General features: G+C 45.5%; 24 protein-coding genes. 10 read left to right on the forward strand and 14 right to left on the reverse strand.

Features of this window, described 5'->3' with window-relative positions; genetic code table 11:
• Window positions 1-21: 21 nt before the first annotated feature.
• The 4 genes from AB3351_RS14025 to AB3351_RS14040 form a co-directional block, all read right to left on the reverse strand.
• Window positions 22-1,788, reverse strand: a complete 1,767-nt coding sequence (locus AB3351_RS14025) for an ABC transporter ATP-binding protein (RefSeq protein WP_371147766.1) — start codon at window positions 1,786-1,788, stop codon at window positions 22-24.
• Window positions 1,789-1,855: 67 nt separating this feature from the next.
• Entirely contained in the window at window positions 1,856-2,386 is a 531-nt protein-coding gene (locus tag AB3351_RS14030; RefSeq protein ID WP_206249333.1) for a DUF402 domain-containing protein, read from the reverse strand.
• Between the two features lie 82 nt (window positions 2,387-2,468).
• Complete coding sequence (locus tag AB3351_RS14035; protein WP_371147767.1) at window positions 2,469-2,909, reverse strand: GNAT family N-acetyltransferase; 441 nt, start codon at window positions 2,907-2,909, stop codon at window positions 2,469-2,471.
• A gap of 132 nt (window positions 2,910-3,041) precedes the next feature.
• On the reverse strand, window positions 3,042-3,326 hold the full coding sequence (locus AB3351_RS14040) for a hypothetical protein (protein WP_371147768.1): 285 nt from the start codon (window positions 3,324-3,326) through the stop codon (window positions 3,042-3,044).
• Between the two features lie 212 nt (window positions 3,327-3,538).
• Here AB3351_RS14040 and AB3351_RS14045 point away from each other — a divergent pair, with 212 nt between their 5' ends.
• The 3 genes from AB3351_RS14045 (at window position 3,539) to AB3351_RS14055 (ending at window position 5,324) form a co-directional block, all read left to right on the forward strand.
• Window positions 3,539-3,763 carry a hypothetical protein gene (locus AB3351_RS14045; RefSeq protein ID WP_371147955.1) on the forward strand — a complete coding sequence of 75 codons (225 nt, stop codon included), beginning with the start codon at window positions 3,539-3,541 and terminating at the stop codon, window positions 3,761-3,763.
• Window positions 3,764-3,898: 135 nt separating this feature from the next.
• Window positions 3,899-4,510 (forward strand): superoxide dismutase, encoded by a 612-nt coding sequence (locus AB3351_RS14050; protein ID WP_371147769.1) that lies wholly within the window; start codon window positions 3,899-3,901, stop codon window positions 4,508-4,510.
• 133 nt (window positions 4,511-4,643) lie between these two features.
• On the forward strand, window positions 4,644-5,324 hold the full coding sequence (locus AB3351_RS14055) for a Bax inhibitor-1/YccA family protein (RefSeq protein WP_371147770.1): 681 nt from the start codon (window positions 4,644-4,646) through the stop codon (window positions 5,322-5,324).
• A gap of 46 nt (window positions 5,325-5,370) precedes the next feature.
• On the opposite strand, the gene AB3351_RS14060 is transcribed toward AB3351_RS14055, so the two are convergent.
• The 3 genes from AB3351_RS14060 to AB3351_RS14070 are packed head-to-tail and all read right to left on the reverse strand — an operon-like array spanning window position 5,371 to window position 7,270.
• The gene (locus tag AB3351_RS14060) at window positions 5,371-5,757 is read right to left on the reverse strand and encodes a PilZ domain-containing protein (protein ID WP_371147771.1); all 387 of its coding nucleotides are present in this window, start codon (window positions 5,755-5,757) and stop codon (window positions 5,371-5,373) included.
• Window positions 5,758-5,794: 37 nt separating this feature from the next.
• On the reverse strand, window positions 5,795-6,934 hold the full coding sequence (gene mutY / locus AB3351_RS14065; protein WP_371147772.1) for an A/G-specific adenine glycosylase: 1,140 nt from the start codon (window positions 6,932-6,934) through the stop codon (window positions 5,795-5,797).
• Between the two features lie 3 nt (window positions 6,935-6,937).
• On the reverse strand, window positions 6,938-7,270 hold the full coding sequence (locus AB3351_RS14070; RefSeq protein WP_371147773.1) for a hypothetical protein: 333 nt from the start codon (window positions 7,268-7,270) through the stop codon (window positions 6,938-6,940).
• 219 nt (window positions 7,271-7,489) lie between these two features.
• On the opposite strand from AB3351_RS14070, the gene AB3351_RS14075 reads away from it, so the two are divergent.
• Window positions 7,490-8,479, forward strand: a complete 990-nt coding sequence (locus AB3351_RS14075; RefSeq protein WP_371147774.1) for a metal-dependent hydrolase — start codon at window positions 7,490-7,492, stop codon at window positions 8,477-8,479.
• Between the two features lie 122 nt (window positions 8,480-8,601).
• Here the strand turns inward: AB3351_RS14075 and AB3351_RS14080 are convergent, their stop codons facing one another.
• The 5 genes from AB3351_RS14080 to AB3351_RS14100 all read right to left on the reverse strand — a co-directional run bounded on the left by AB3351_RS14080 (window position 8,602) and on the right by AB3351_RS14100 (window position 13,045).
• The gene (locus tag AB3351_RS14080; RefSeq protein ID WP_371147775.1) at window positions 8,602-8,829 is read right to left on the reverse strand and encodes a YneF family protein; all 228 of its coding nucleotides are present in this window, start codon (window positions 8,827-8,829) and stop codon (window positions 8,602-8,604) included.
• A gap of 87 nt (window positions 8,830-8,916) precedes the next feature.
• Window positions 8,917-10,143: a CAP domain-containing protein gene (locus AB3351_RS14085; protein WP_371147776.1), complete on the reverse strand. Its 1,227-nt coding sequence runs from the start codon at window positions 10,141-10,143 to the stop codon at window positions 8,917-8,919.
• A gap of 141 nt (window positions 10,144-10,284) precedes the next feature.
• Window positions 10,285-10,932, reverse strand: coding sequence for an FMN-dependent NADH-azoreductase (locus AB3351_RS14090; RefSeq protein WP_371147777.1), 648 nt, complete (start codon window positions 10,930-10,932; stop codon window positions 10,285-10,287).
• Between the two features lie 174 nt (window positions 10,933-11,106).
• On the reverse strand, window positions 11,107-12,447 hold the full coding sequence (locus AB3351_RS14095; protein ID WP_371147778.1) for an MATE family efflux transporter: 1,341 nt from the start codon (window positions 12,445-12,447) through the stop codon (window positions 11,107-11,109).
• Window positions 12,448-12,610: 163 nt separating this feature from the next.
• Window positions 12,611-13,045 carry a ferritin-like domain-containing protein gene (locus AB3351_RS14100; RefSeq protein ID WP_371147779.1) on the reverse strand — a complete coding sequence of 145 codons (435 nt, stop codon included), beginning with the start codon at window positions 13,043-13,045 and terminating at the stop codon, window positions 12,611-12,613.
• A 154-nt stretch (window positions 13,046-13,199) separates the two neighbouring features.
• On the opposite strand from AB3351_RS14100, the gene AB3351_RS14105 reads away from it, so the two are divergent.
• From AB3351_RS14105 to AB3351_RS14125, 5 genes are all read left to right on the forward strand, one after another.
• A complete protein-coding gene (locus AB3351_RS14105; RefSeq protein ID WP_371147780.1) occupies window positions 13,200-13,748 on the forward strand; it encodes an RNA polymerase sigma factor SigX in 549 nt (182 codons plus the stop codon).
• Window positions 13,745-14,920, forward strand: a complete 1,176-nt coding sequence (locus AB3351_RS14110) for an anti-sigma factor (protein ID WP_371147781.1) — start codon at window positions 13,745-13,747, stop codon at window positions 14,918-14,920. The genes AB3351_RS14105 and AB3351_RS14110 overlap by 4 nt, the downstream gene beginning before the upstream one ends.
• A 67-nt stretch (window positions 14,921-14,987) precedes the next feature.
• Entirely contained in the window at window positions 14,988-15,941 is a 954-nt protein-coding gene (locus AB3351_RS14115) for an ABC transporter ATP-binding protein (protein WP_371147782.1), read from the forward strand.
• Window positions 15,925-16,797, forward strand: coding sequence for an ABC transporter permease (locus AB3351_RS14120; protein ID WP_371147783.1), 873 nt, complete (start codon window positions 15,925-15,927; stop codon window positions 16,795-16,797). Before AB3351_RS14115 ends, AB3351_RS14120 begins: the two co-directional genes overlap by 17 nt.
• A 72-nt stretch (window positions 16,798-16,869) precedes the next feature.
• On the forward strand, window positions 16,870-17,289 hold the full coding sequence (locus AB3351_RS14125) for a pyridoxamine 5'-phosphate oxidase family protein (RefSeq protein ID WP_371147784.1): 420 nt from the start codon (window positions 16,870-16,872) through the stop codon (window positions 17,287-17,289).
• A gap of 42 nt (window positions 17,290-17,331) precedes the next feature.
• On the opposite strand, the gene AB3351_RS14130 is transcribed toward AB3351_RS14125, so the two are convergent.
• Window positions 17,332-18,000, reverse strand: a complete 669-nt coding sequence (locus AB3351_RS14130; protein WP_371147785.1) for a protease complex subunit PrcB family protein — start codon at window positions 17,998-18,000, stop codon at window positions 17,332-17,334.
• A gap of 275 nt (window positions 18,001-18,275) precedes the next feature.
• On the opposite strand from AB3351_RS14130, the gene AB3351_RS14135 reads away from it, so the two are divergent.
• Window positions 18,276-19,043, forward strand: a complete 768-nt coding sequence (locus AB3351_RS14135) for a LamB/YcsF family protein (RefSeq protein WP_371147786.1) — start codon at window positions 18,276-18,278, stop codon at window positions 19,041-19,043.
• A 90-nt stretch (window positions 19,044-19,133) separates the two neighbouring features.
• On the opposite strand, the gene cysC is transcribed toward AB3351_RS14135, so the two are convergent.
• Window positions 19,134-19,736 carry an adenylyl-sulfate kinase gene (gene cysC / locus AB3351_RS14140; protein WP_371147787.1) on the reverse strand — a complete coding sequence of 201 codons (603 nt, stop codon included), beginning with the start codon at window positions 19,734-19,736 and terminating at the stop codon, window positions 19,134-19,136.
• Between the last annotated feature and the right edge of the window lie 16 nt (window positions 19,737-19,752).

The raw sequence follows: 19,752 nt of genomic DNA on the forward strand, positions 1-19,752 counted from the left end.
GCCCTGTGACAATAACACCTCTTATCTCGATTCAGTCACCTCAGCACCATCCAGATTCTGCACTGTGAACAGTCTATAGTACGCACCCTGCCGATTCATCAGGTCCTGATGCGTGCCCTCTTCCTTGATCTGTCCATCCTCAATCAGCACAATCTTATCCGCATGAGTAATTGTAGACAGACGGTGAGCGACGATAAATGTCGTTCGATTATGCGCCAGTCGATCCAGCGACTGCTGAATGAGATGCTCAGACTCAAGATCAAGTGCCGAAGTCGCCTCGTCAAGAATAAGGATACCCGGATTTTTCAAGAATACGCGAGCAATCGCAATACGCTGCTTCTGTCCACCGGACAACTTCACACCGCGCTCTCCAATCTCGGTATCGTATCCATTCGTAAGTTCCATAATAAAGTCATGCGCATTGGCCGCTTTGGCCGCTTCAATCACTTCTTCTTCGCTCGCCTCTGGAGTCCCCATAAGGATATTCTCGCGGATAGAATCGCTGAACAGAATATTATCCTGCAGCACCATACCGATCTGGCTGCGCAGGCTCTTCATTGTTACATCACGCACATCATAGCCGTCAATGCGCAGCATTCCTTCCCTCACATCATAAAAACGGGGAATAAGGCTGATAAGCGAAGATTTCCCTCCCCCGCTTGCTCCAACCAGCGCAACCGTCTTACCCGGTTCAACCGTCAGATTGATTCCTTTTAATACGTCTTCTCCTTCTGATAAATAGCGAAAACGAACATTCTCGAACACGACCCGTCCTTCAAGCTGGGGCAACTCGCGCGCGTTCGGCTTATCCGTCACATCATACGGTTCATCCATGAATTCAAATACACGATCCATTGATGCCAACGCCTGCGTAAGCGTGGTTGACGAATTAACCAGACGACGCAGCGGTGCATATAAACGGTCCAGATACGCATAGAATGCAATCAGCGAACCTACTGTTAGATCCCCTTGAATAACCTGATATCCGGCAACCGCAATTACACAGAGCGGCGCAATATCAGTAATCGTATTCACAGCAGCAAATGTTTTGGCATTCCAACTCGTATGCTCAAGCGCCCGCGATAAAAAATTCTTATTGCGTTCATCGAATTGACCCTGCTCATGTTCTTCAAGCGCAAAGCTTTTAATAACGGGTACTCCCTGTACTCGTTCGTGCAAATGCGCCTGCAACGTTGCCAGCGCTTGCGAACGCACCCGTGTCAAATGGCGCAGCTTAGAGTAGAAATACTTCACTGAAAATCCATAGAGCGGAAACATACAGATGGAGACCAGTGTAAGCCAACCGTCCAGCGAAAACATAATGGCAAGCGCGATAAACAGCGTAATTAAATCCAACCAAATATTCATAAGACCCGTATCTACAAAACTCTTCGTCTGCTCCACATCATTAATGACACGAGAGATGACCTCACCTGCACGATGATTGTGGAAATAACGAAGCGACAGTCGCTGAATATGATCAAATGCCCGATTTCTAATATCATATAGCACCGAATTCGAAACCGATTGTGCCAAATACTGCCGCCAATACTCAATGGGCCAACGCACAACAGTAAACAGCAAAAACACAATGCCCATTACATATAGCAATTCTTTAATCTTATCATCCGGCGATATGTTCGCCGGGAGAATATCATCCACCACATACTTTAACAAGAGCGGCATAATAAGCGGTATTCCGAATTTTAAAATACCAATCACAATAGTCAGCGCAATTTTCTTTCGGTACGGCTTGACAAATATCAGGTACCTTCGTATGCTGCCCACATTCTCAGCTCCCTTCTGCGCCACTTACGATTGAATAAAAAACTCCCTTTCGTCGCGAAAAGGAGTCTCACTGATTTCGTAAATGCAAGTATCGTTCATACCAGCGCTCAACAAAGCCCGGGTGAAAAGGTCCCCTTCTCTCTTGTATCCAGGTAACGACTTCCTGCACTCCCTTATATACCATATCCACGACATCTTGAGGATATTGCATTTGTCGGCTGTGCAGTGCAAACTCTTCCTTATCCAGAATGGTGTAGCTCATATCTGGATAGACCTTCACATCAAGGTCATAGTCTATGTACGTCACCAAGTCATTGCGTAAAGAAAACGGAGAGCCTATATTGCAGTAATAATAAATGCCATCGGTTCGGATCATTGCAATCGTATTAAACCATTGTCCACGACCAAACGTACATATGGCTGGTTCGCGCGTTCGCCACTCCCGTCCATCCGATTCGGTGACTCGGACATTGTCGTTCCCACCGATTAGGACAGCGTCACTCAGATGCAGCAGCAGGGTTTTATCCCATGAGCGGTGAAATAATTGATTATGCTTATAGCTTTCGATGCGAAACGGGGTTCCGGGTGACGTCATCACGCTCTCCTTCCTTCTCATAATAATATATACGCACACTCCTTCACGCTCATTTTCTTCTTGGCGCGAAAGAAATGAGCGCCGTTTACTCTATATCTATATCCGTATCTGTATGAAGCATTAATTTCTTGGACAATGTAATATATTCCTTTACTTCATACCCAAGCTGCTGGTAGAAAGGAAGCACCTTCTTATTATCCTGATTTACCATAATAAATACTCTTGTTACGCCTCTTTCTTCAAATCGCTTCTCAAGCGCTTCTACCAGCTTACGTCCAATGCCCATCCCCTGCAGTTCAGGATTTACGGCGAGCCGGTAAAAATAGCCGCGTGTTCCGTCAATGGTTCCGACGATAACACCAGCGACTTCTCCTTCATGTTCTGCAATCATAACCAGGTCGCTATCCCAGGCAAGCTGCTTGGCCAGAGCATCGAGGGTCTCCGTTTCCGTCTGTTCCAAACCTGTATCCTGCCAGATGCGTGTGATGTGTACATAATCTCCTAAACGAAACGACCGTATTAACACGCCAACGTCCTCCCTGCTTTTCGTCTATCTTTTATTTTACACTACATGATGTTAAATGTCGCTATGTACAGGGTAGGAAAAGCGCAGAAAAAGAAAAACCTGCCGAAATCAGACAGGTTCTCAGCATCACCGCTAGCTTCTAAATAGCTGCTGCCACTGCTGATATAGATTCCGCACGGCTTGTTGCTTTTCACTGATGATTGAATTCCGTTCTAGAATCAGCTCTTCTATACGAAGAAGAGCCTGATCTACTTTATCAAGGGCAAATACATCCAGAGTATCTTCCTGAAGAAGGATGGCACGACGATCATTCAAATCCATTTTCATCCATTGATACGAAGCAAGAATTTGGCGCTCCTGATCGAGACTGTCAGACATTTCTGCTTCCCAAGTCAGAACTTCTTCAAGAGGATACATACATTACTGCCCCTTTCTTATTTGTTTTGTTCCCTAAGTATATTCATTTTTTTCCAACGCAAACCCTTTCATTTCACCTAAATTTTTATGAATATTTGATGAATTATCTAAAAACATGTACTCTCATGTGCGTATATTTCATTGATGTTTAAAAAGGAGTCATTGCGGCAAAAGTAAAAGAGGTACAAAAAGGCAGGGGGTGAGTGTCGGACATGTATGTAGGGCGCAGACTTGATGAATTGAGCGATGTTCCGCTTGCACAATGGAAGATAGAAGAGCTTTTGTATTACCACAATATGATGAGTGAAACAGCAGCATTTCTTAATACGCAAGGTGTAAGCTATCATCACAAAATTATCGAAGAAATTGACAACAGAGGGGGCATCCCCGGTGATGGAGGGGGCTGGGATCACAGCTCCCGTGTAATTTATGATTAATTCTACTGAATAAAAACAGTAGGAAAACATATTTACTATACTTTTTTATCTGTTTTGTATTGAATTATAATAGCAGTACGATATAATTAAATCTGTAAATATATTCGTGTACAACCATAAAGGAGGAGTTACGTCATGGCAAAATTTGAATTACCAGCTCTACCTTATTCTTTCGATGCACTTGAACCGCACATCGATGCACAAACAATGGAAATCCATCACGACAGACACCACGCAACATATGTTAACAACTTAAACGCAGCGCTTGAAGGCAATGCTGAGTGGGCTGACAAAAGCATTGAAGATCTGATGCGTAACATCGATAGCGTACCTGAGAATATTCGCACAGCTGTACGCAATAATGGCGGCGGTCATTATAACCACAGCATGTTCTGGCAAATTATGAGCCCGAATGGCGGCGGCGCACCAACAGGTGATGTTGCTTCAGCTATCAATGACGCTTTCGGCAGCTTCGACAAAATGAAAGAAGAATTTGCAAAAGCAGCGGCTACACGCTTCGGTAGCGGTTGGGCTTGGGTTGTTGTTGACAACGGCAAGCTGGCTATCACCAGCACACCAAACCAAGATAACCCACTGATGGAAGGCAAAACGCCAATCCTTGGTCTTGATGTATGGGAGCATGCTTACTACCTCAAATATCAAAACAAGCGTCCGGATTATATCTCCGCTTGGTGGAACACAATTAACTGGGATGAAGTAAACAAGCGTTTCAACGACGCGAAGTAACTTTCTAACCATTAGTCTATAACAAAAACGGCTTTCTTTAATGGAGGCCGTTTTTGTTATATGTTTTTTCCTTTTTTTAACTGAAATAATTTGGTAAAATCAAACCTATATTAGAAAAAAGGAGTGGATGTATTTGAACCTCGCAGCGGTTGCCGCTGAACAGCGGCGTTATATCCAGCGTGTCTTCTCATGGATGTTCGTTGGATTATTGCTGACGGCTATCGTCGCTTACCTGCTCAGCGGAAATGAGAATGTATTAGCTTATTTTAACGAACATCCGTATGCATTTTTTGGCATAGTAGTCGCGGAGCTTGTGATGGTATTTTATTTATCAGCACGTGTACACAAGTTATCGGTTACGAGTGCGACCCTTCTTTTCTTTGTTTACGCCGCGCTTAATGGCATCACGTTTTCGCTGTTGTTTGCTCTATATACATCAAGCTCCATCGTACTCACCTTCCTTATTACAGCCGGTATGTTCGGTGCATTGGCCTTATACGGTTATGTGACAAAGCGCGATCTCTCAAAAATGGGTTCCATTCTATTCATGGCGCTCATTGGATTGATTCTGGCAACTTTGGTCAATTTCTTTCTTCAAAGCAGCAGTTTGTACTGGATTACAACATATGCAGGCGTCATTATTTTCTGCGGCCTTACCGCATATGACATCCAAAAAATCAAAGAAGCAAACGTCCTTGGGAATGAAGGATCTGACGAAGAAACCAAAGAGGCCATTATGGGCGCACTTATTCTCTATCTTGATTTCATTAACTTATTTCTTTATCTGCTGCGTATCTTTGGCAATCGGGACTAATTGCAGCATTCATAGAACAAGGGGGCGCGGATGCGCCCCCTTGTTCTTATTCTTCCGCCTCACTTTTTAACTCTTTTCTTTTACGTGCATACAGTTTTAGCTCTTCGAATAGATCAGATGCGGAATAGCTTTCTTCATCAAAAGAAACTCCATAATAATAACGCCCCTGCTCCTCTCGTTTCCATGCCATACTGCCGCGCACAACAAACGGTTGTTCATATACTGTAAAGTGCAATTCAATTTGCATCTGCTCTTTTTGTGCCGGAAGCGCAAGCGACGTTGATACCTTCGCTCCTTTAAGACTGAGATCATGAATTCTTACTTCACCAGGCTTGCTGTGAACATAGCGATCCCCTATTTTAATAATATTGAACGTACCTACAATCCCATCGGAAAATACGAGACGGAAGCCTTCTTTTCTTTTATACTCCATATCTTTTACTCCTCTCTGGGCCTGACTTATACTTACGCTACAATAAGCTCTGCTGAAATCCTTCCTGCAATGCAGCAACAAGCTTTTTATGCGACACAGAGAAGGGATATCGCTCCATCTCTTCTATCGTCGCCCATATCGTTCGGGATTTTGCGGCATCATCCCCAAGCTCCTCTACTTGCCCTTCGTATGTAGCTATATACGTGTGTAAATTCCACTGCAGATGCGAAAACACATGACTGTGCTCCATCACCAAATCCTGCGGTACACATGCAACACCGAAGTTCTCATACATATACATACTGAGCGTACGCCGCGCTTCTTTCTCGTCGGTATATTCAACATTAGGGAACTCCCACAGGTTCGCAAGCAGGCCGCTTTCCGGACGCCGATGAATAAGAAATCGTCCATCTTCACGCTGCACAAGCGCAACCGCTCTCTCCTCTATTCGTCCTTGCTTTGCTTTCTTCTTGATCGGAAGTGACTCCTGCACCCCGTTCTCGCGAGCACGACAGTGTGCAGCGACTGGACATGTCATACAGCGCGGCGAACGCGGAATACAGATGAGCGCCCCTAGCTCCATCAGTGCTTGATTAAAAAATGAGGGATTACGATGTGCGATAATTTCCCGGACAATGCCCTCAAACAATTTGCGGGTACTTATCTTTGCGATATCGTCTTCAATGAGAAAAATTCGAGACAACACCCGCATCACATTTCCGTCAACTGCCGGCTCCGGCAGCCCATACGCAATGCTGAGAATGGCACCTGCTGTATACGGTCCAACCCCTTTAAGCGCGTGTACATCTTCCGGATTGTTCGGTACGATTCCTCCGTACTTCTCCTGCACTTCCTGCACCGCAGCATGCAAATTACGGGCGCGCGAATAATATCCCAGCCCTTCCCAATGTTTATATACTTCTTCAAGTTCCGCCGCAGCTAAATCTTCCGGTGTCGGGAACCGTTCCATAAAACGTTCATAATATGGAATTACAGTTTCTACCCTCGTCTGCTGCAGCATAATTTCAGATACCCACACCCTGTACGCATCTCTGCTTTTGCGCCACGGCAAATCCCGCTGCTGTCTCTCAAACCAATATAATAAATCATCCTGAAATTGTTGAATGGAAAATGAGCCAATAATCTCCCGCTGTTTCTCCTGCTGCTTTTTTGCCATGAATTATTCATCACTCCCGTTTCTTGAAATGGGCGCAAAAGCCCACATATGCAGCTTGTTTGTCCCGCCTTCAATACAATCATTAATGCTTTGCCAGAATACGCCGGGCGCTGCCTTATCTTTACATCGTTTCCTTTTTATCTTACGATAGGCTTCTATTGTCGGAACATGAAACATTTCTACAAACAAATTGGGTTGATCTACACCTTCATATACGATAAAATCATCAACACCGATCTGCTGCATCGCCATGGCAATGTCATCGATTTTTCGCAAATAGTCTTCACGCTTGTCTGCTTGAATTTTGTATTCAGCGAACACTTGAATGTTGTGCATTCTATTTCCCTCGCTTTGTCATACGTATGTAATAGTTAAGGCGAAAGTTTGAACAGTTTATAAAAAAAAATGTATTTTATGTAAAATAGCTAAACATAAGACGCATTTTCCTTTATAATAAATCATAACAACTTACATTGCATCATTTACAAACAATCAAAAAGGTGCAAGTAAAAACACGGCCATTTTGGCCGACAATGGAATTGGAGGAATTCATACTTGGATACAGGTACCCACATTGCCATGGGTTTTGGTCTCGCAGGTCTCGCGCATTTGGATCCTACTGTAGCCGCTCATCCCGAACTTGCCGGCGCCGTGCTTCTTGGCACGCTGATCGGTTCGCACGCACCCGATTTTGATACGGTGTTGAAACTTCGGGGCAATGCCACGTATATTCGCAACCATCGTGGACGGTCCCACTCCATTCCGGCAATTCTCATCTGGGCAGGCCTAATCAGCGGAGGAATTTATGCCTTTTTCCCTGGCATTTCCTATCTACACTTGCTGCTATGGACATTGCTCGCTGTGGTCGTACATGTGTCGATTGATTTGTTCAACTCATACGGCACACAAGCGGCTCGACCGTTTTCTAAACAGTGGATTTCTCTTAATGTTATTAACATCTTCGACCCATTCATCATGGGTATCCATCTCATCGGCTTTCTGTTCTGGGCTGCGGGCTTCCATCCCGGATACGTATTTAGCGCCGTCTATGCGGTCATGATTACGTACATTATTCAACGGGTAATGGCCTACCGTAAGCTGGTGCAAGCAGTAAAGGCTGATCTGGGTGAAGAAGGTCATTATGTGCTGCTGCCAACTATTCGCTGGACTCGTTGGGGAATTGTCGCTGAGACAGCTACAGCCTCCTACGTAGGTGAGTTGCGCAATAAGCAGATTATCTGGCATGATACTTTCTATAAAAAAGATGAGAATCAAGTTGTCGAGAATGCGAAGCAGGATGCGAACATACAAGCATTTCTTTCCTTTACACGCTATCCGCACGTATATACAAAAAAACGCGAGTTCGGCCACGAAGTACGCTGGATTGATCTGAGATACCGGACGAAGACTCATTATGCGTTTGTCGGAATTGTCTATCTGGATGAAGGGTTGAACATTATCGACTCCTATACGGGTTGGGAATACCGTGAACATAAAATCGAAAGCAAAGTTCTTGTGCCTGAATTGGCATTGGAAAAATCATAAAGCAGGTGCAACACAAAGCCGGACACAATGTACTGTGTCCGGCTTCTTTGTATATATAAAAGCAAAAAAGCTGCGTCAATTACTTGTGCACAGCTTTTGTTACAGGGAGAGGTCTCCCGTTATTATTTTTTCTTCTTTCCTGTACCCGGTTTTGTATTCTGCATTCTCCGAGTCATCTGATTCAATTGCTTTTGATTCAGATTCATACCCATTGACCGGGCAATTTGCTGCAGCTGCTTCTCATCCATCTGCATGTTGGACATCTGATTCTTCAGATACCATACGCCGATCGCAAAGCCGCCGACCAAACCGACAATCAATGTAAGAACCGGAATAATATATTCCCACATAATGCTCGTCCCTTCCACTCATAATTTTCAGGCAATCAAGTGATATTTTACTTTGCTTACTTCAACTTGTCAAAGTGTTTGCCTATTTTATGGTGTGAAGAAATGCTGCGTATAGTACGTTCCATATACACCTACGCCCAACTTTTTAAAGGATGGATTCAGTAAGCTTTTCCGATGGCCGGCGCTGTTCATCCATCCGAACACCGCTTCAATCGGATCAGGGTAGCCCATCGCAATGTTCTCAGCAGCCAATGTATACTTAATCTTCTGTTCCGCCATTAAATCAAATGGGGATTTACCGCTGTATGTTGTGTGCGAAAAATAGTTATGATCGCTCATGTCCTTGCTGTGCTTGTAGGCCGAAGCAGCGGCTTGGTCACTCCAGGTCAGCGTCTGCGCCTTCTTCTTCGAACGCTCGATATTCGTAATCCATAGCACCTGCTTAGCAGCATCACGGTTTACCGTTGCCGTATCTGTTGGGTAAGAAGGAATGACCGGCTTCTTTGTATACTGATAGGTGTAGCTAAAGTACTTCTTCTGGACAATTTCAGCAGGATTAACAATGCGGAGCCCTAATAATCGTTTGTTATCGAGCGTATCATAGTACGCAATAACGGCATGTAAACCATTTTTATATAATACTTTCTCCCCACTGTCATTGGAGAAGATGAACTTCGCTCCATACAATTCCCATTCCGGTTTTGCCACATATTTCAGCTTTTTTTCTACCTCGCCGCGGCTCATTCCTATCTTCACCCCATTATACTGTGCTGAGGGATCGTTAGAGAACAGTTCCGCTACATGCCCATCACGAAAGCCGACCCATTGTTTATCATATATCCACCACTTGGTCTGCTTTACTCCAGTATAGGCAGCTTTTTCGTTACCAAGCTTTTTTCTGACAGTATCCCAGCGATCACCCAGATCTGCCTTGAAGCTCGATGAGACTGTGCCTACTTTTGACTGCGGGGGAGGCTGCGGTGTACTGAGCTTCGGTTTTTGGCCGAGCCAAACAGAGCGTGTACTATGGTCATACCCTACTTCTTTACCAAGCTTCTCGCCGATATAGCGCAACGGAACATATGTGGTTCCTTCGTATGTAATTGTTTTCGGCACAGCATTTCCGTTGTTTTTATAAACCTTTGGATCACTTGTATCCTTTTTCCCATCAAAGTAATAAGTAACAGGATAAAAGTAGGCCGAGATGGTTTCTTTAAAGTCATCGGCTTCGCTTGTCCCGATCCATACTCCTGTTGTAAATGCAGCTGTCAATGCAAGTAGAGAAACCGTTAGTTTGCCTACTGTTTTTCTCACATGGCAACAACTCCTCGCCGCTTATTGATAAAAAAAGCGCCCCTAACCGTACTCCCATGGTCAGTGAACGCTTCTTATCAATAAATGGTATCATCCAAATTTTTCTTTGTCTATAATCCATTAAACGCAAATGCGTCCAAATTATGCACGCTGATAGTCCCTGGCAAATTCGGCAGCAGCTTTTTTCGCTTTTGCTTCCGCCTCAGCAAAAATCTCGTCTGCACGATCCGGTGCTGCAGCCATACCCTCAACATAGATGTGGCTGTAGTCGGTAATTCCGATAAAGCCCATAATACTTTTTAGATATTTATCTGTAAATTCAGCATCCACAGCCGGACCCTCGGAATAAATTCCACCGCGACCTTGAATATGCATGCAGCGCTTGTCAGCAAGAAGACCTTGTGGCCCATTTTCTGTGTATTTGAATGTTTTACCGGCGATAACAATGTTATCAATATACGCCTTCAGCATAGGAGGATAGCTTAAATTCCACATTGGAGTTACAAAAATCAACTTATCGGCAGCAATAAATTGGTCAAGCAACTCTGTCATGCGGCCCAATACACGCTTTTCTTCCGCACTCAATTCTTCATTTTGTGCTACCTTGCCCCATGCACCGAGCACCATTCCATCAATTAACGGAATGTCGTCTTTATATAAATCAAGATGCTCAATTGTATCCTGCGGGCTGTGCTGCTTATATTCCTCTAAGAAACTCTCTCCAAGTCGTAAGCTGAACGCCAATTCTACAGGCTTCGGATTTGCGGTTACATACAATACTTTTGCCACAATAATCTCTCCTTTTCGTTTCGCATGTATTCATGCTTGTCTTTTCACTAAGGAAATTATACTTGATTATTTTTAGTAAGTAAAGTTCCATTTTGTAACTTTTACAGTTTTCGTCTTCCTTTCTACGTTATAGATTACCCTTTTTGCCTGTATGTAAAAAAAGTGCTGCCTATATTATCTCTGCAGCACTCTGATTTCACGCCAGCGTCCCAAACGATAGTACGCAATTGCAAATACCGCACTAACAATGAAGCTAGCTCCCATGCCATAGGCAATCCCCGCTTCACCGAACCATTCGGAGAATAATGCCGTCAACGGATAACGCAGGACCCAGAACGAAATAAAATTCAAGACAAGAATTTGAATCATTCCACCCGCACCGCGAATGACACCATTCAAAACAAAATTAATGCCAAGGAATGGATAGAAAAAGCATACTGTCGCTAAGTACGTCGTACCAAAAGCTATCGATTTGGGATTATCAACAAACAAATCCAACAAATACGTCGCTGACATATATACGAGAAGGGCAATCACAAGTGAGACACTCACAATTAAAATAATGCCGCTGCGCGTTATGTCGCTTACACGCTCCCATTTACCTGCACCGATATTCTGTCCGGCCATGCTGTTAATTGCTGAGCCTAATGTGACGATGGGCAGCATAATGAGACTATCCATGCGCTGTGCGGCACCAAAGCCCGCTACAACATCTTCTCCAAATGTGTTAACTACACTCATAATCGCCATCATGCCTCCGGAAATCACCATCATCTGTAGACCTGCCGGAATCCCCAGCTTAAAAATGGCAAGCGCATAGGCACGGGATGGCATGTGCGGACGAGTGAACGGAATCTTGCCCATCTTCTTCGTATAAATGAGCGCATACACAAAGGAAAAGCCTTGGGAGATGATGGTGGCTACAGCCGCGCCAACGACACCCATGTCAAAATAAGCAATAAATAACGGGTCCAGCACCGTATTCAAAATAACCGCCATAAATACGAAGCGAATAGGTGTACGGCTGTCTCCTAGCGCTCGTAATACCGTTCCGATAAAATTATAGCCAAATAAGAAGACAATCCCAATAAAATTCACCTGAAGATATTGCGTAGCCAGCTCATGAATGGCTGGAGGCGTCTTAATAAGGGTTAGAATATAAGGAGACAAAAAGTAGCCGACAACACCAATGCCGATCGAAAGCAGCGCAAAAACGACGACAAATGCGTTCAATGACTCCTTTAACCCTTCTTCATCATGCGCTCCCTTGCGCTGGGCCAGAATCGTCAAAGTAGCCCCATTCATCCCAATAATAAACGACAGCATCGTGAATACGATCGTCGCAGATACAGATACAGAAGCGAGTGCATCGGAGCCCAGCAGGTTTCCTACCCACAGGCTATCGATGAATTGATAGGATGTTTGCAGTACATTTGTCAAAAAAATCGGCAGGGAAAAGGCAATCATCTGCCGCATAATATTCCCTTCCGTAAAGTCCATGTTTCTTGATGCCATGAAGGTTTCTTCTCTCCTCTCTCGTCTTCATCATACCACTTGTTCTTTGTTACACGGAGAGTTTTGATGCAGCCAAACATTTTTGCCATGCAAAAAGCACGGCTCTTATTAGAACCGTGCCTACTTTATGTCACATCATGATGTCGCATTCTGTGTGCATGTGTTAGCAAAGGCGTGGATCTTCAAGCAGACGTTCTAGTTCTTCCTTATGACCGGTCTCGTCTGCAATCATGTCTTCAAGCTTCACCTTCAATGCGATCTGACCCGCTGCATCGGCTTGCTCTAAGCGCTGCTTGTAGCGTTCGATCGTTTCCGTTTCAGCTTGAAGCGCTTGTTCAAGCATTGATTTTACATCTTTAGGCTGCTTAACGGGTGCAGGTTCTACAACCGGCGTGCCGCCCAGCATTGAGATTTTCTCTGCCAGATAGGAAGCATGACCGAGTTCATCTGGAACTTCCTGCTCGAAGAACGGCTTAAGTACCTGGCGGCTTAAGCCTGAAACAGTCGCCGCGTTGTAAGTATACATAATCACAGCAGCATATTCGTTAGCAAGATCTTCGTTTAATCCATCAATGAGTTCTTGTAGTTTTTGATCCATATATTTTCATCTCCTGTCGCTTATTCTGTTTTCGTCCCGTTTATTATTCTTACCCTGTTTTAAAAAAATGAAAAACAAATTTATGTTTATTTGTGTCACAAAACAACGGGACACGGTGTCTACATAGTGAACGGCTTGGAGAGGAGGAAACGAAATGGAGGTCCGGGTCGCTTTGACAAAAGAAAAACTATTTGCTTCTGCACCTGCCGAAAGCTTTCAAGAGCTATTTACCACCTACTACCCTTCTGTTGTCCGACAAATTATGCGTGTCGTTAAAGAGAAGGCCGTAGCTGAGGATATTGCTCAAGAAGTTTTCCTGAAATTATACAATACTGATCGTACCCAGATCACAAATCTTCCCGCATGGCTTGCAAAAGCGGCGCTGCATATGGCTTATAACTACATACGGTCTACGAACCGAAGACAAGCCCGTGACGAGAAGGTAGGACAGGAACAAGAAATATACAGCCTCTCCTCAGAAGAGAATTGGCTGAAGCAAGATGAAATTTTAACCGTACGTGAAGTGCTGACTGAGATGGACGAGCGAGATCGAACACTGCTTATGATGAAATATTCCGGCTTTAATTACAAGGAATTGGCTGAAGCGGTGCAAGTTGAGAGCTCTTCTGTCGGCACGCTGCTCTCACGCGCTAAAACAAAATTCCGCACCATGTATAAACAAATAAGGGGGTATCAGGAATGAAATGCCCAAATGAAGGATTTCTTCAGTCATATCTAGATGGAGAAGTTGATCGTGAAGCAAGAAAGAGGTTCTCCTCTCATCTACAGCACTGCACAGCATGCCGTAGCCGAATGGAAGAAATCAAGAAGCTTGAGCAATGGGCAGAGCTTGCCCTGCAGGAAGCACTGCCGCAGCCATCAGCCGAGGATGTGCAGATTGATACGGAAGCCGCCTGGAAGCGGTTTGAGAAGCGCATACAATCACCATCCTCCATCACGACAAGAAAAAGAGAGGGAAAATCAATGAACAAATCGTATAAAAAATTACTCACAGGCGCTGCCGCAGCAGGGATTGTGCTCGGCTCCTTCACCATCCCACAGGTACAGGTGGCGGCAAGCAGCTTCCTTTCCATCTTCCGTGTGGATCAAGTGGAGATGGTAAAGCTCACCCAAACCGATATTAGCGAAATCGAGAATTGGATGGCGAACGGAGAAAACGGTGTAAAAGAAATCAAGGGCATCGGGAAAGTATGGATCGACGAAAAGGACGCAGAGCAGCAGGCACAGCAACACTTCAATAAAGCAGAAGAAGCGGAAAAAGCCGGGCATGCTATCCCAGCGGCACCTAAAGGATTTGCATTTGCAGGTCTTGATATTTCTCCTACCTTCCAAATCCATGCACAGCTCGACACTGAAAAAGCGAATGCCCTGTTAAAACAAGTAAAAGCGAAAACCTTCTTTGACGAGAAGCTCGACAACAAGCCGTTCTCCATCGCTGTACCTGAAATGAAAAATTACCATTTCAACTCTGAGGCGACGTCTAAAAACGGTCCCGTTTCCCAGCTGAACTACGGAATCGTGGGCGCTCCGGAGATTAAGGTACCGGAAGAGGTGAATATGGATGAACTGCGCAATACCCTGCTTTCTCTTCCATTTATCCCGCAAAATGTGAAGCAGCAGCTTGCAGGCATTAAGGATTGGCAGCGCACCCTTCCGATTCCATATGTAGAGGATAGCAAAAATCAAATGCGTTCGGTCACGGTGCAGGGCGTAAAAGGGTTTGCATATAAGACAGAGTATCAAACCTTCTTGATCTGGCAAAAAGGGGACAAAATCCACCACCTTGAAATGTATGATGACAAAAAAGAAAAAAGCATCGATGCTCTGATCGCCTTGGCTAATCAGCTACAATAAAGAAAAACCAAAGAGCAGCTCCCCACTTCGGGAGGAGCTCTCTTTGGTTTGTATAGGAGACTAGCAGATGAACGAATATGTAATCGAAACATACCAGCTTACAAAGCAGTACAACGGCAAGGCCGGCTGCCGTGATATTACCCTCTCCGTTCCGAAAGGAGTCGTTTTCGGATTCCTTGGTCCGAACGGAGCCGGCAAGAGCACATTCGTGCGCACGCTGCTCGGTCTTCTGCATCCGACAGCGGGGAGCGGACACATTCTCGGCTCCCCGATCGGAAGCGTGGAGTCAAGACAAAAAGTTGGCTACCTGCCGGAGCTTTTCCGCTATCCGGATTGGCTAACAGGCCGCCAACTGCTTGAGGCACATGCAGATTTGTGTCGGCTGCCGCGCAGCCTACGCGCAGAACGCATTGACTTTCTGATTGGGCGGGTCGGACTGGCCGGTCGCGGCAATGAAAAAATCCGCGGCTATTCGAAAGGAATGCAGCAGCGGATCGGACTGGCCTGCGCCCTTTTATCAGACCCAGACATCGTCTTTCTTGATGAGCCAACCTCTGCGCTTGACCCAATCGGACGACGTGAAGTTCGTGAATTGATGGCCGAGCTGCGCGATGAAGGCAAGACGGTCTTTTTAAACAGCCACCTGCTCAGCGAAGTGGAATCGATCTGCGACCACATTGCCATCATCCATCGCGGAGAGCTGGTTGTGCAGGGTGAATGGCGCAGCCTAGCTGCCGTACATCCTCAGGTGGAACTGACGCTCTCCTCTGCTCCTACCGACCTGTGGAATCGTGTCAGCCCGCTCGTACAAAGCGCCGACCTGCTCAGTGAAGCAGGAGAAAAAAGCCAGTGGTTGATTGGTTTATCTGCGGAAGATGACGTAGCCCAACTGATCCATCAGCTAAGCACAATGGGCATTTCCATCTATCAAGTCATCCCCCGCGTCCCTCACCTAGAGGACGTGTTTATGCACTGGGTCAATCAAAAGGAGGAGCAGGATTCGCATGTGGATTATCGCTAAACTGACGTGGCGGGAAATTCTGTCCAAACGTATTTTTCATATTACTTTATTTATGTCGTTCGCTTTTCTGCTCTTTTACGGGATTGCTACATACTACGCTGCCCAGGAAGCTGCAGAGGGAATGAGCGGACATACTTCACCAGCAGACTTCATTCTAGCGCAGACGTTCTTTGCTACCCAGCTTCTCGGCATCGGCCTGTATTTTGCCGCGTTTATTACCGCTCTGCTGGCGATTTTAAGCAGCGTCGGCAGCATTGCCAGCGACATCGAAAGCCACCAGATAGATATGCTGCTCGCCCGTCCCCTGCGCCGCAGATCGATTGTTCTCGGCAAATTTGTTGGACTTGGTATTTTATTGGTTGCCTATGCCGTGTGCCTCTTTCTCGGCGTGTTGGGCATCAACCAATGGCTTGGCGGAGAATACCTGCGCTTTGAGGTAACCACCCTGCAGGTGATAAAATCGCTTGCTACGTTTATCATCCAGCCGCTGCTGCTAGCCGCGGTTGCCCTGCTTTTCAGCAGCATGATGACGACCGTGAACGGGGGCATTATTCTTATCGTGCTGTACGGCATCAGCTTCATCGGCGGATTTGTGGAGCAGCTTGGCGTATTGATGGAGAAAACAGCCATGATCAATATGGGCATTATCTCCAGCCTTATTTTCCCGCTTGATTCGCTGTTCCGTAAGATGACCATTTATTTGTTTGACACCGCAGGCGATCCTTTATCATTTGCGACACAGGGATTATTCGGCAGCCTGTCGACACCGAGCAACCTGATGATTTTTTATGCGCTGCTGTACGGGGCAGCCGCACTATGGCTCTCCATTCGTTATTTTGCTGCGCGGGACGTCTAACCTTCATGTTTCATCTCCTTTTCTATAGGGAAACCTAGAATGTAATGCATAATTTAGAAAGGAGATGACAGAATGGATCGAAGCCAGCTAGAGCAGAAGATTTCGGCTGTCATGGATAACAACGAAGTCTGCTCCTTTGCTACCGTGGAAGGAAACAAGCCGCATGTTCGCTATATGGTGCTCTTCCATGACGGACTCACCATCTATCTTGCCACGAACCGCAAAACGCATAAGGTTGAGGAGTTGGAAAACAACCCGAACGTCCACATCATTGTCGGCTTTGACGGAACCTGGTCCTCTGAGATTCTGCAAATCAGCGGGACGGGAACAGTCACCAAGGATGACAGCCTGCGTGAAAAGGTATGGAACGAAAAATATTTCAAGCGCTGGTTTGATGGCCCGCAGGACCCGAATTATGTGATCCTTGAGATTACGCCGAACCGCATTGAATACTTCGCTGGGGAAACCGAGCCTGAAGTATGGGAAGCATAATAACAAGAAAAAAAAACAGGCAGGCACCCGTGAGGTGTCTGCCTAATTCGTAACCGTTTCAAATGTAATCTTTTTATTCGTAATAGGAATTTTAATCAATGTGGCCGGATACGTAATGACCTGTGTATACATCCTGCCCGGTTCCGGTTCATTGTATTTTACTTTTACAACTACATCATTTCCTCTCTCTACAACACCAACAACCTGCACGCTATAGCCTCCATTCGGCTTCGCACCCGCAGCAATTCCTACATAGATGCTGTCAGTATCCCAGATGGAGTCAGCAAACTTCTGCTTCTTATGATCATCGAACCAACCTTGAATGCGCGGTGAGACGGCAGGTGCTGTACCAGGAGAAGGATATGCCACCTCGAATTTTAATGGTTTCTCAGCCACTTTTTTCTCCCCCAGTGAAATGGTTTGATTTGCCGCATTATACCCTACGTGCAGTCCAAGCTTCTCAGAAATAAAACGCAGCGGCACATAGGTTGTATCTTGATGGATGAATGACGCCGGAACGTAATTCATGCCGTTAAAATACTGCTGCTCTTTATCGCTTGGTTTTATTTCCTGTCCATTCATAACAAACGTGGTAGGCTTCATGCTTACATCTATCTTGGTCAGTGCGGCGTACGAGAATCCGGCTGCGCTCATAAGCGCAATGCCTGCAAACACCCCCACCGCAAACGTTTTAGCTGTACCTTTTTTCATTATGCTCACCTCGTACATTTATTCTTCATTCTTTTAGACGGATAAACGAAGGAAAAGCATGCACAAAAGCGTGACAAACTCTATCTTACTTGATAGATAGCAAATTTACAAAGGGAATGCCTGTATAAACCGGAAAACTTATTTTCAATATTGAAATGATTTTTTCATTATTGAAACACATGCAGCATAGAAAGCCCTTCATACGAATAAATTCATCTGGCATATAATTTGCAGTTTAATTAAAAATATAAATTTATAGACGGAGCGTGAGGAATATGAAAATCGACATCAATTGCGATATGGGCGAAAGCTTCGGCATGTATGAATTAGGTAATGATGAAGAAATGATGAAATATGTAAGTACCATTAATGTGGCCTGCGGCTATCATGCAGGTGATCCATTGGTGATGCGGCGCACAGTAGAGCTTGCCAAGCACTATGGAATTAATGTGGGGGCGCATCCCGGTTTTCCGGATCTTATGGGCTTCGGTCGACGACGCATGACAGCGACAGCGGAAGAAGTGGAGAACTACATTCTATACCAGGTAGGCGCACTTCAAGCGTTCCTGCATGCATATGATATGCAGCTATCCCACATTAAACCACACGGTGCGATGTATATGATGGCAATGGAAAATGATGATCTTGCCCAAGCCGTTCTTAATGCTACAGAAAAGATTGACAAGCGCCTGCCGCTCTTTGCGCTGAATAATTCATCACTAGCACGACTCGGTCAAGAACAGGGCTTCAACATTATATTTGAAGTATACGCAGACCGTGAACATGATGAAACCGGTGGTATTGTTATGACACGCAAAGGCGCAGATTATACCGATATGGAAGAGAGAGCCCGCCGCGTAGTGCGTATGATTACGGAAGGGAAGGTCGTGACGCATGACGGAAAAGATATTGGGCTAAAGGCTGAAACAGTATGCATACACGGTGATCATCCTGATGCGCCAAAATTGGCACAAGCGATCATTCAGCAGCTTGATAAGGAGGGCATTGATCGCAATGCTGACTTCTTCGTACAGCAAGCGTAGCACATAAAAAAGCTAGAGGTACCGCTATACAAAAAGGGCTTCCCATCACTTATGGGTCAGCCCTTTTTGTATAGCGTATACTCCTATATATTACAAAATAAGTTTCTGCTCCAGATACGCAATAACCTGCTCGGCGCACTCATTAAGAGACGTTGCATCCGTTGTGATTATAAGCTCCGGCAGCTCGGGCTCTTCATACGGAGCAGAAACTCCTGTGAATTCCGGAATTTCGCCTGCTTTCGCCTTCGTATATAACCCCTTCGGATCACGCTTCTCACACTCTTCAAGCGCACACTGCACATACACCTCAATGAATTCACCGTCTTCCATCAGACTGCGGGCCAGTTCTCGATCCGCACGGTACGGAGAAATAAATGCCGTTAGCACGATCAGACCAGCATCGACGAATAATTTCGCTACCTCACCAATGCGGCGAATGTTCTCCGTCCTAGCTTCCGGGCTAAAACCGAGGTCTTTGTTAATCCCATGCCGAATGTTATCTCCGTCAAGCAGATACGTATGCGCATCTTTTTCATGCAGGCGCCGCTCTACCTCATTAGCAAGCGTCGATTTTCCTGCACCGGATAGACCGGTAAACCACAGCACTACGCTCCTATGTCCGTTTTTTCCTTGCCGATCCGCTTTCGTTATCGCACTCTGATGCCAGACAATGTTTGTATTATGTGACGCCATATCGTATGCTCTCCCC

Source organism: Aneurinibacillus sp. REN35, assembly GCF_041379945.2.
Taxonomy (GTDB): domain Bacteria; phylum Bacillota; class Bacilli; order Aneurinibacillales; family Aneurinibacillaceae; genus Aneurinibacillus.

Coding starts and splice junctions, on each gene's coding strand:
- AB3351_RS14040 (WP_371147768.1), bottom strand. CDS start 3,326: ATGTATCCTCTTGAAGAAGTTCTGACTTGGGAAGCAGAAATGTCTGAC.
- AB3351_RS14045 (WP_371147955.1), top strand. CDS start 3,539: ATGTATGTAGGGCGCAGACTTGATGAATTGAGCGATGTTCCGCTTGCA.
- AB3351_RS14050 (WP_371147769.1), top strand. CDS start 3,899: ATGGCAAAATTTGAATTACCAGCTCTACCTTATTCTTTCGATGCACTT.
- AB3351_RS14060 (WP_371147771.1), bottom strand. CDS start 5,757: ATGGAGTATAAAAGAAAAGAAGGCTTCCGTCTCGTATTTTCCGATGGG.
- mutY (WP_371147772.1), bottom strand. CDS start 6,934: ATGGCAAAAAAGCAGCAGGAGAAACAGCGGGAGATTATTGGCTCATTT.
- AB3351_RS14070 (WP_371147773.1), bottom strand. CDS start 7,270: ATGCACAACATTCAAGTGTTCGCTGAATACAAAATTCAAGCAGACAAG.
- AB3351_RS14080 (WP_371147775.1), bottom strand. CDS start 8,829: ATGTGGGAATATATTATTCCGGTTCTTACATTGATTGTCGGTTTGGTC.
- AB3351_RS14095 (WP_371147778.1), bottom strand. CDS start 12,447: ATGGCATCAAGAAACATGGACTTTACGGAAGGGAATATTATGCGGCAG.
- AB3351_RS14100 (WP_371147779.1), bottom strand. CDS start 13,045: ATGGATCAAAAACTACAAGAACTCATTGATGGATTAAACGAAGATCTT.
- AB3351_RS14105 (WP_371147780.1), top strand. CDS start 13,200: ATGGAGGTCCGGGTCGCTTTGACAAAAGAAAAACTATTTGCTTCTGCA.
- AB3351_RS14110 (WP_371147781.1), top strand. CDS start 13,745: ATGAAATGCCCAAATGAAGGATTTCTTCAGTCATATCTAGATGGAGAA.
- AB3351_RS14115 (WP_371147782.1), top strand. CDS start 14,988: ATGAACGAATATGTAATCGAAACATACCAGCTTACAAAGCAGTACAAC.
- AB3351_RS14120 (WP_371147783.1), top strand. CDS start 15,925: ATGTGGATTATCGCTAAACTGACGTGGCGGGAAATTCTGTCCAAACGT.
- AB3351_RS14125 (WP_371147784.1), top strand. CDS start 16,870: ATGGATCGAAGCCAGCTAGAGCAGAAGATTTCGGCTGTCATGGATAAC.
- AB3351_RS14130 (WP_371147785.1), bottom strand. CDS start 18,000: ATGAAAAAAGGTACAGCTAAAACGTTTGCGGTGGGGGTGTTTGCAGGC.
- AB3351_RS14135 (WP_371147786.1), top strand. CDS start 18,276: ATGAAAATCGACATCAATTGCGATATGGGCGAAAGCTTCGGCATGTAT.
- cysC (WP_371147787.1), bottom strand. CDS start 19,736: ATGGCGTCACATAATACAAACATTGTCTGGCATCAGAGTGCGATAACG.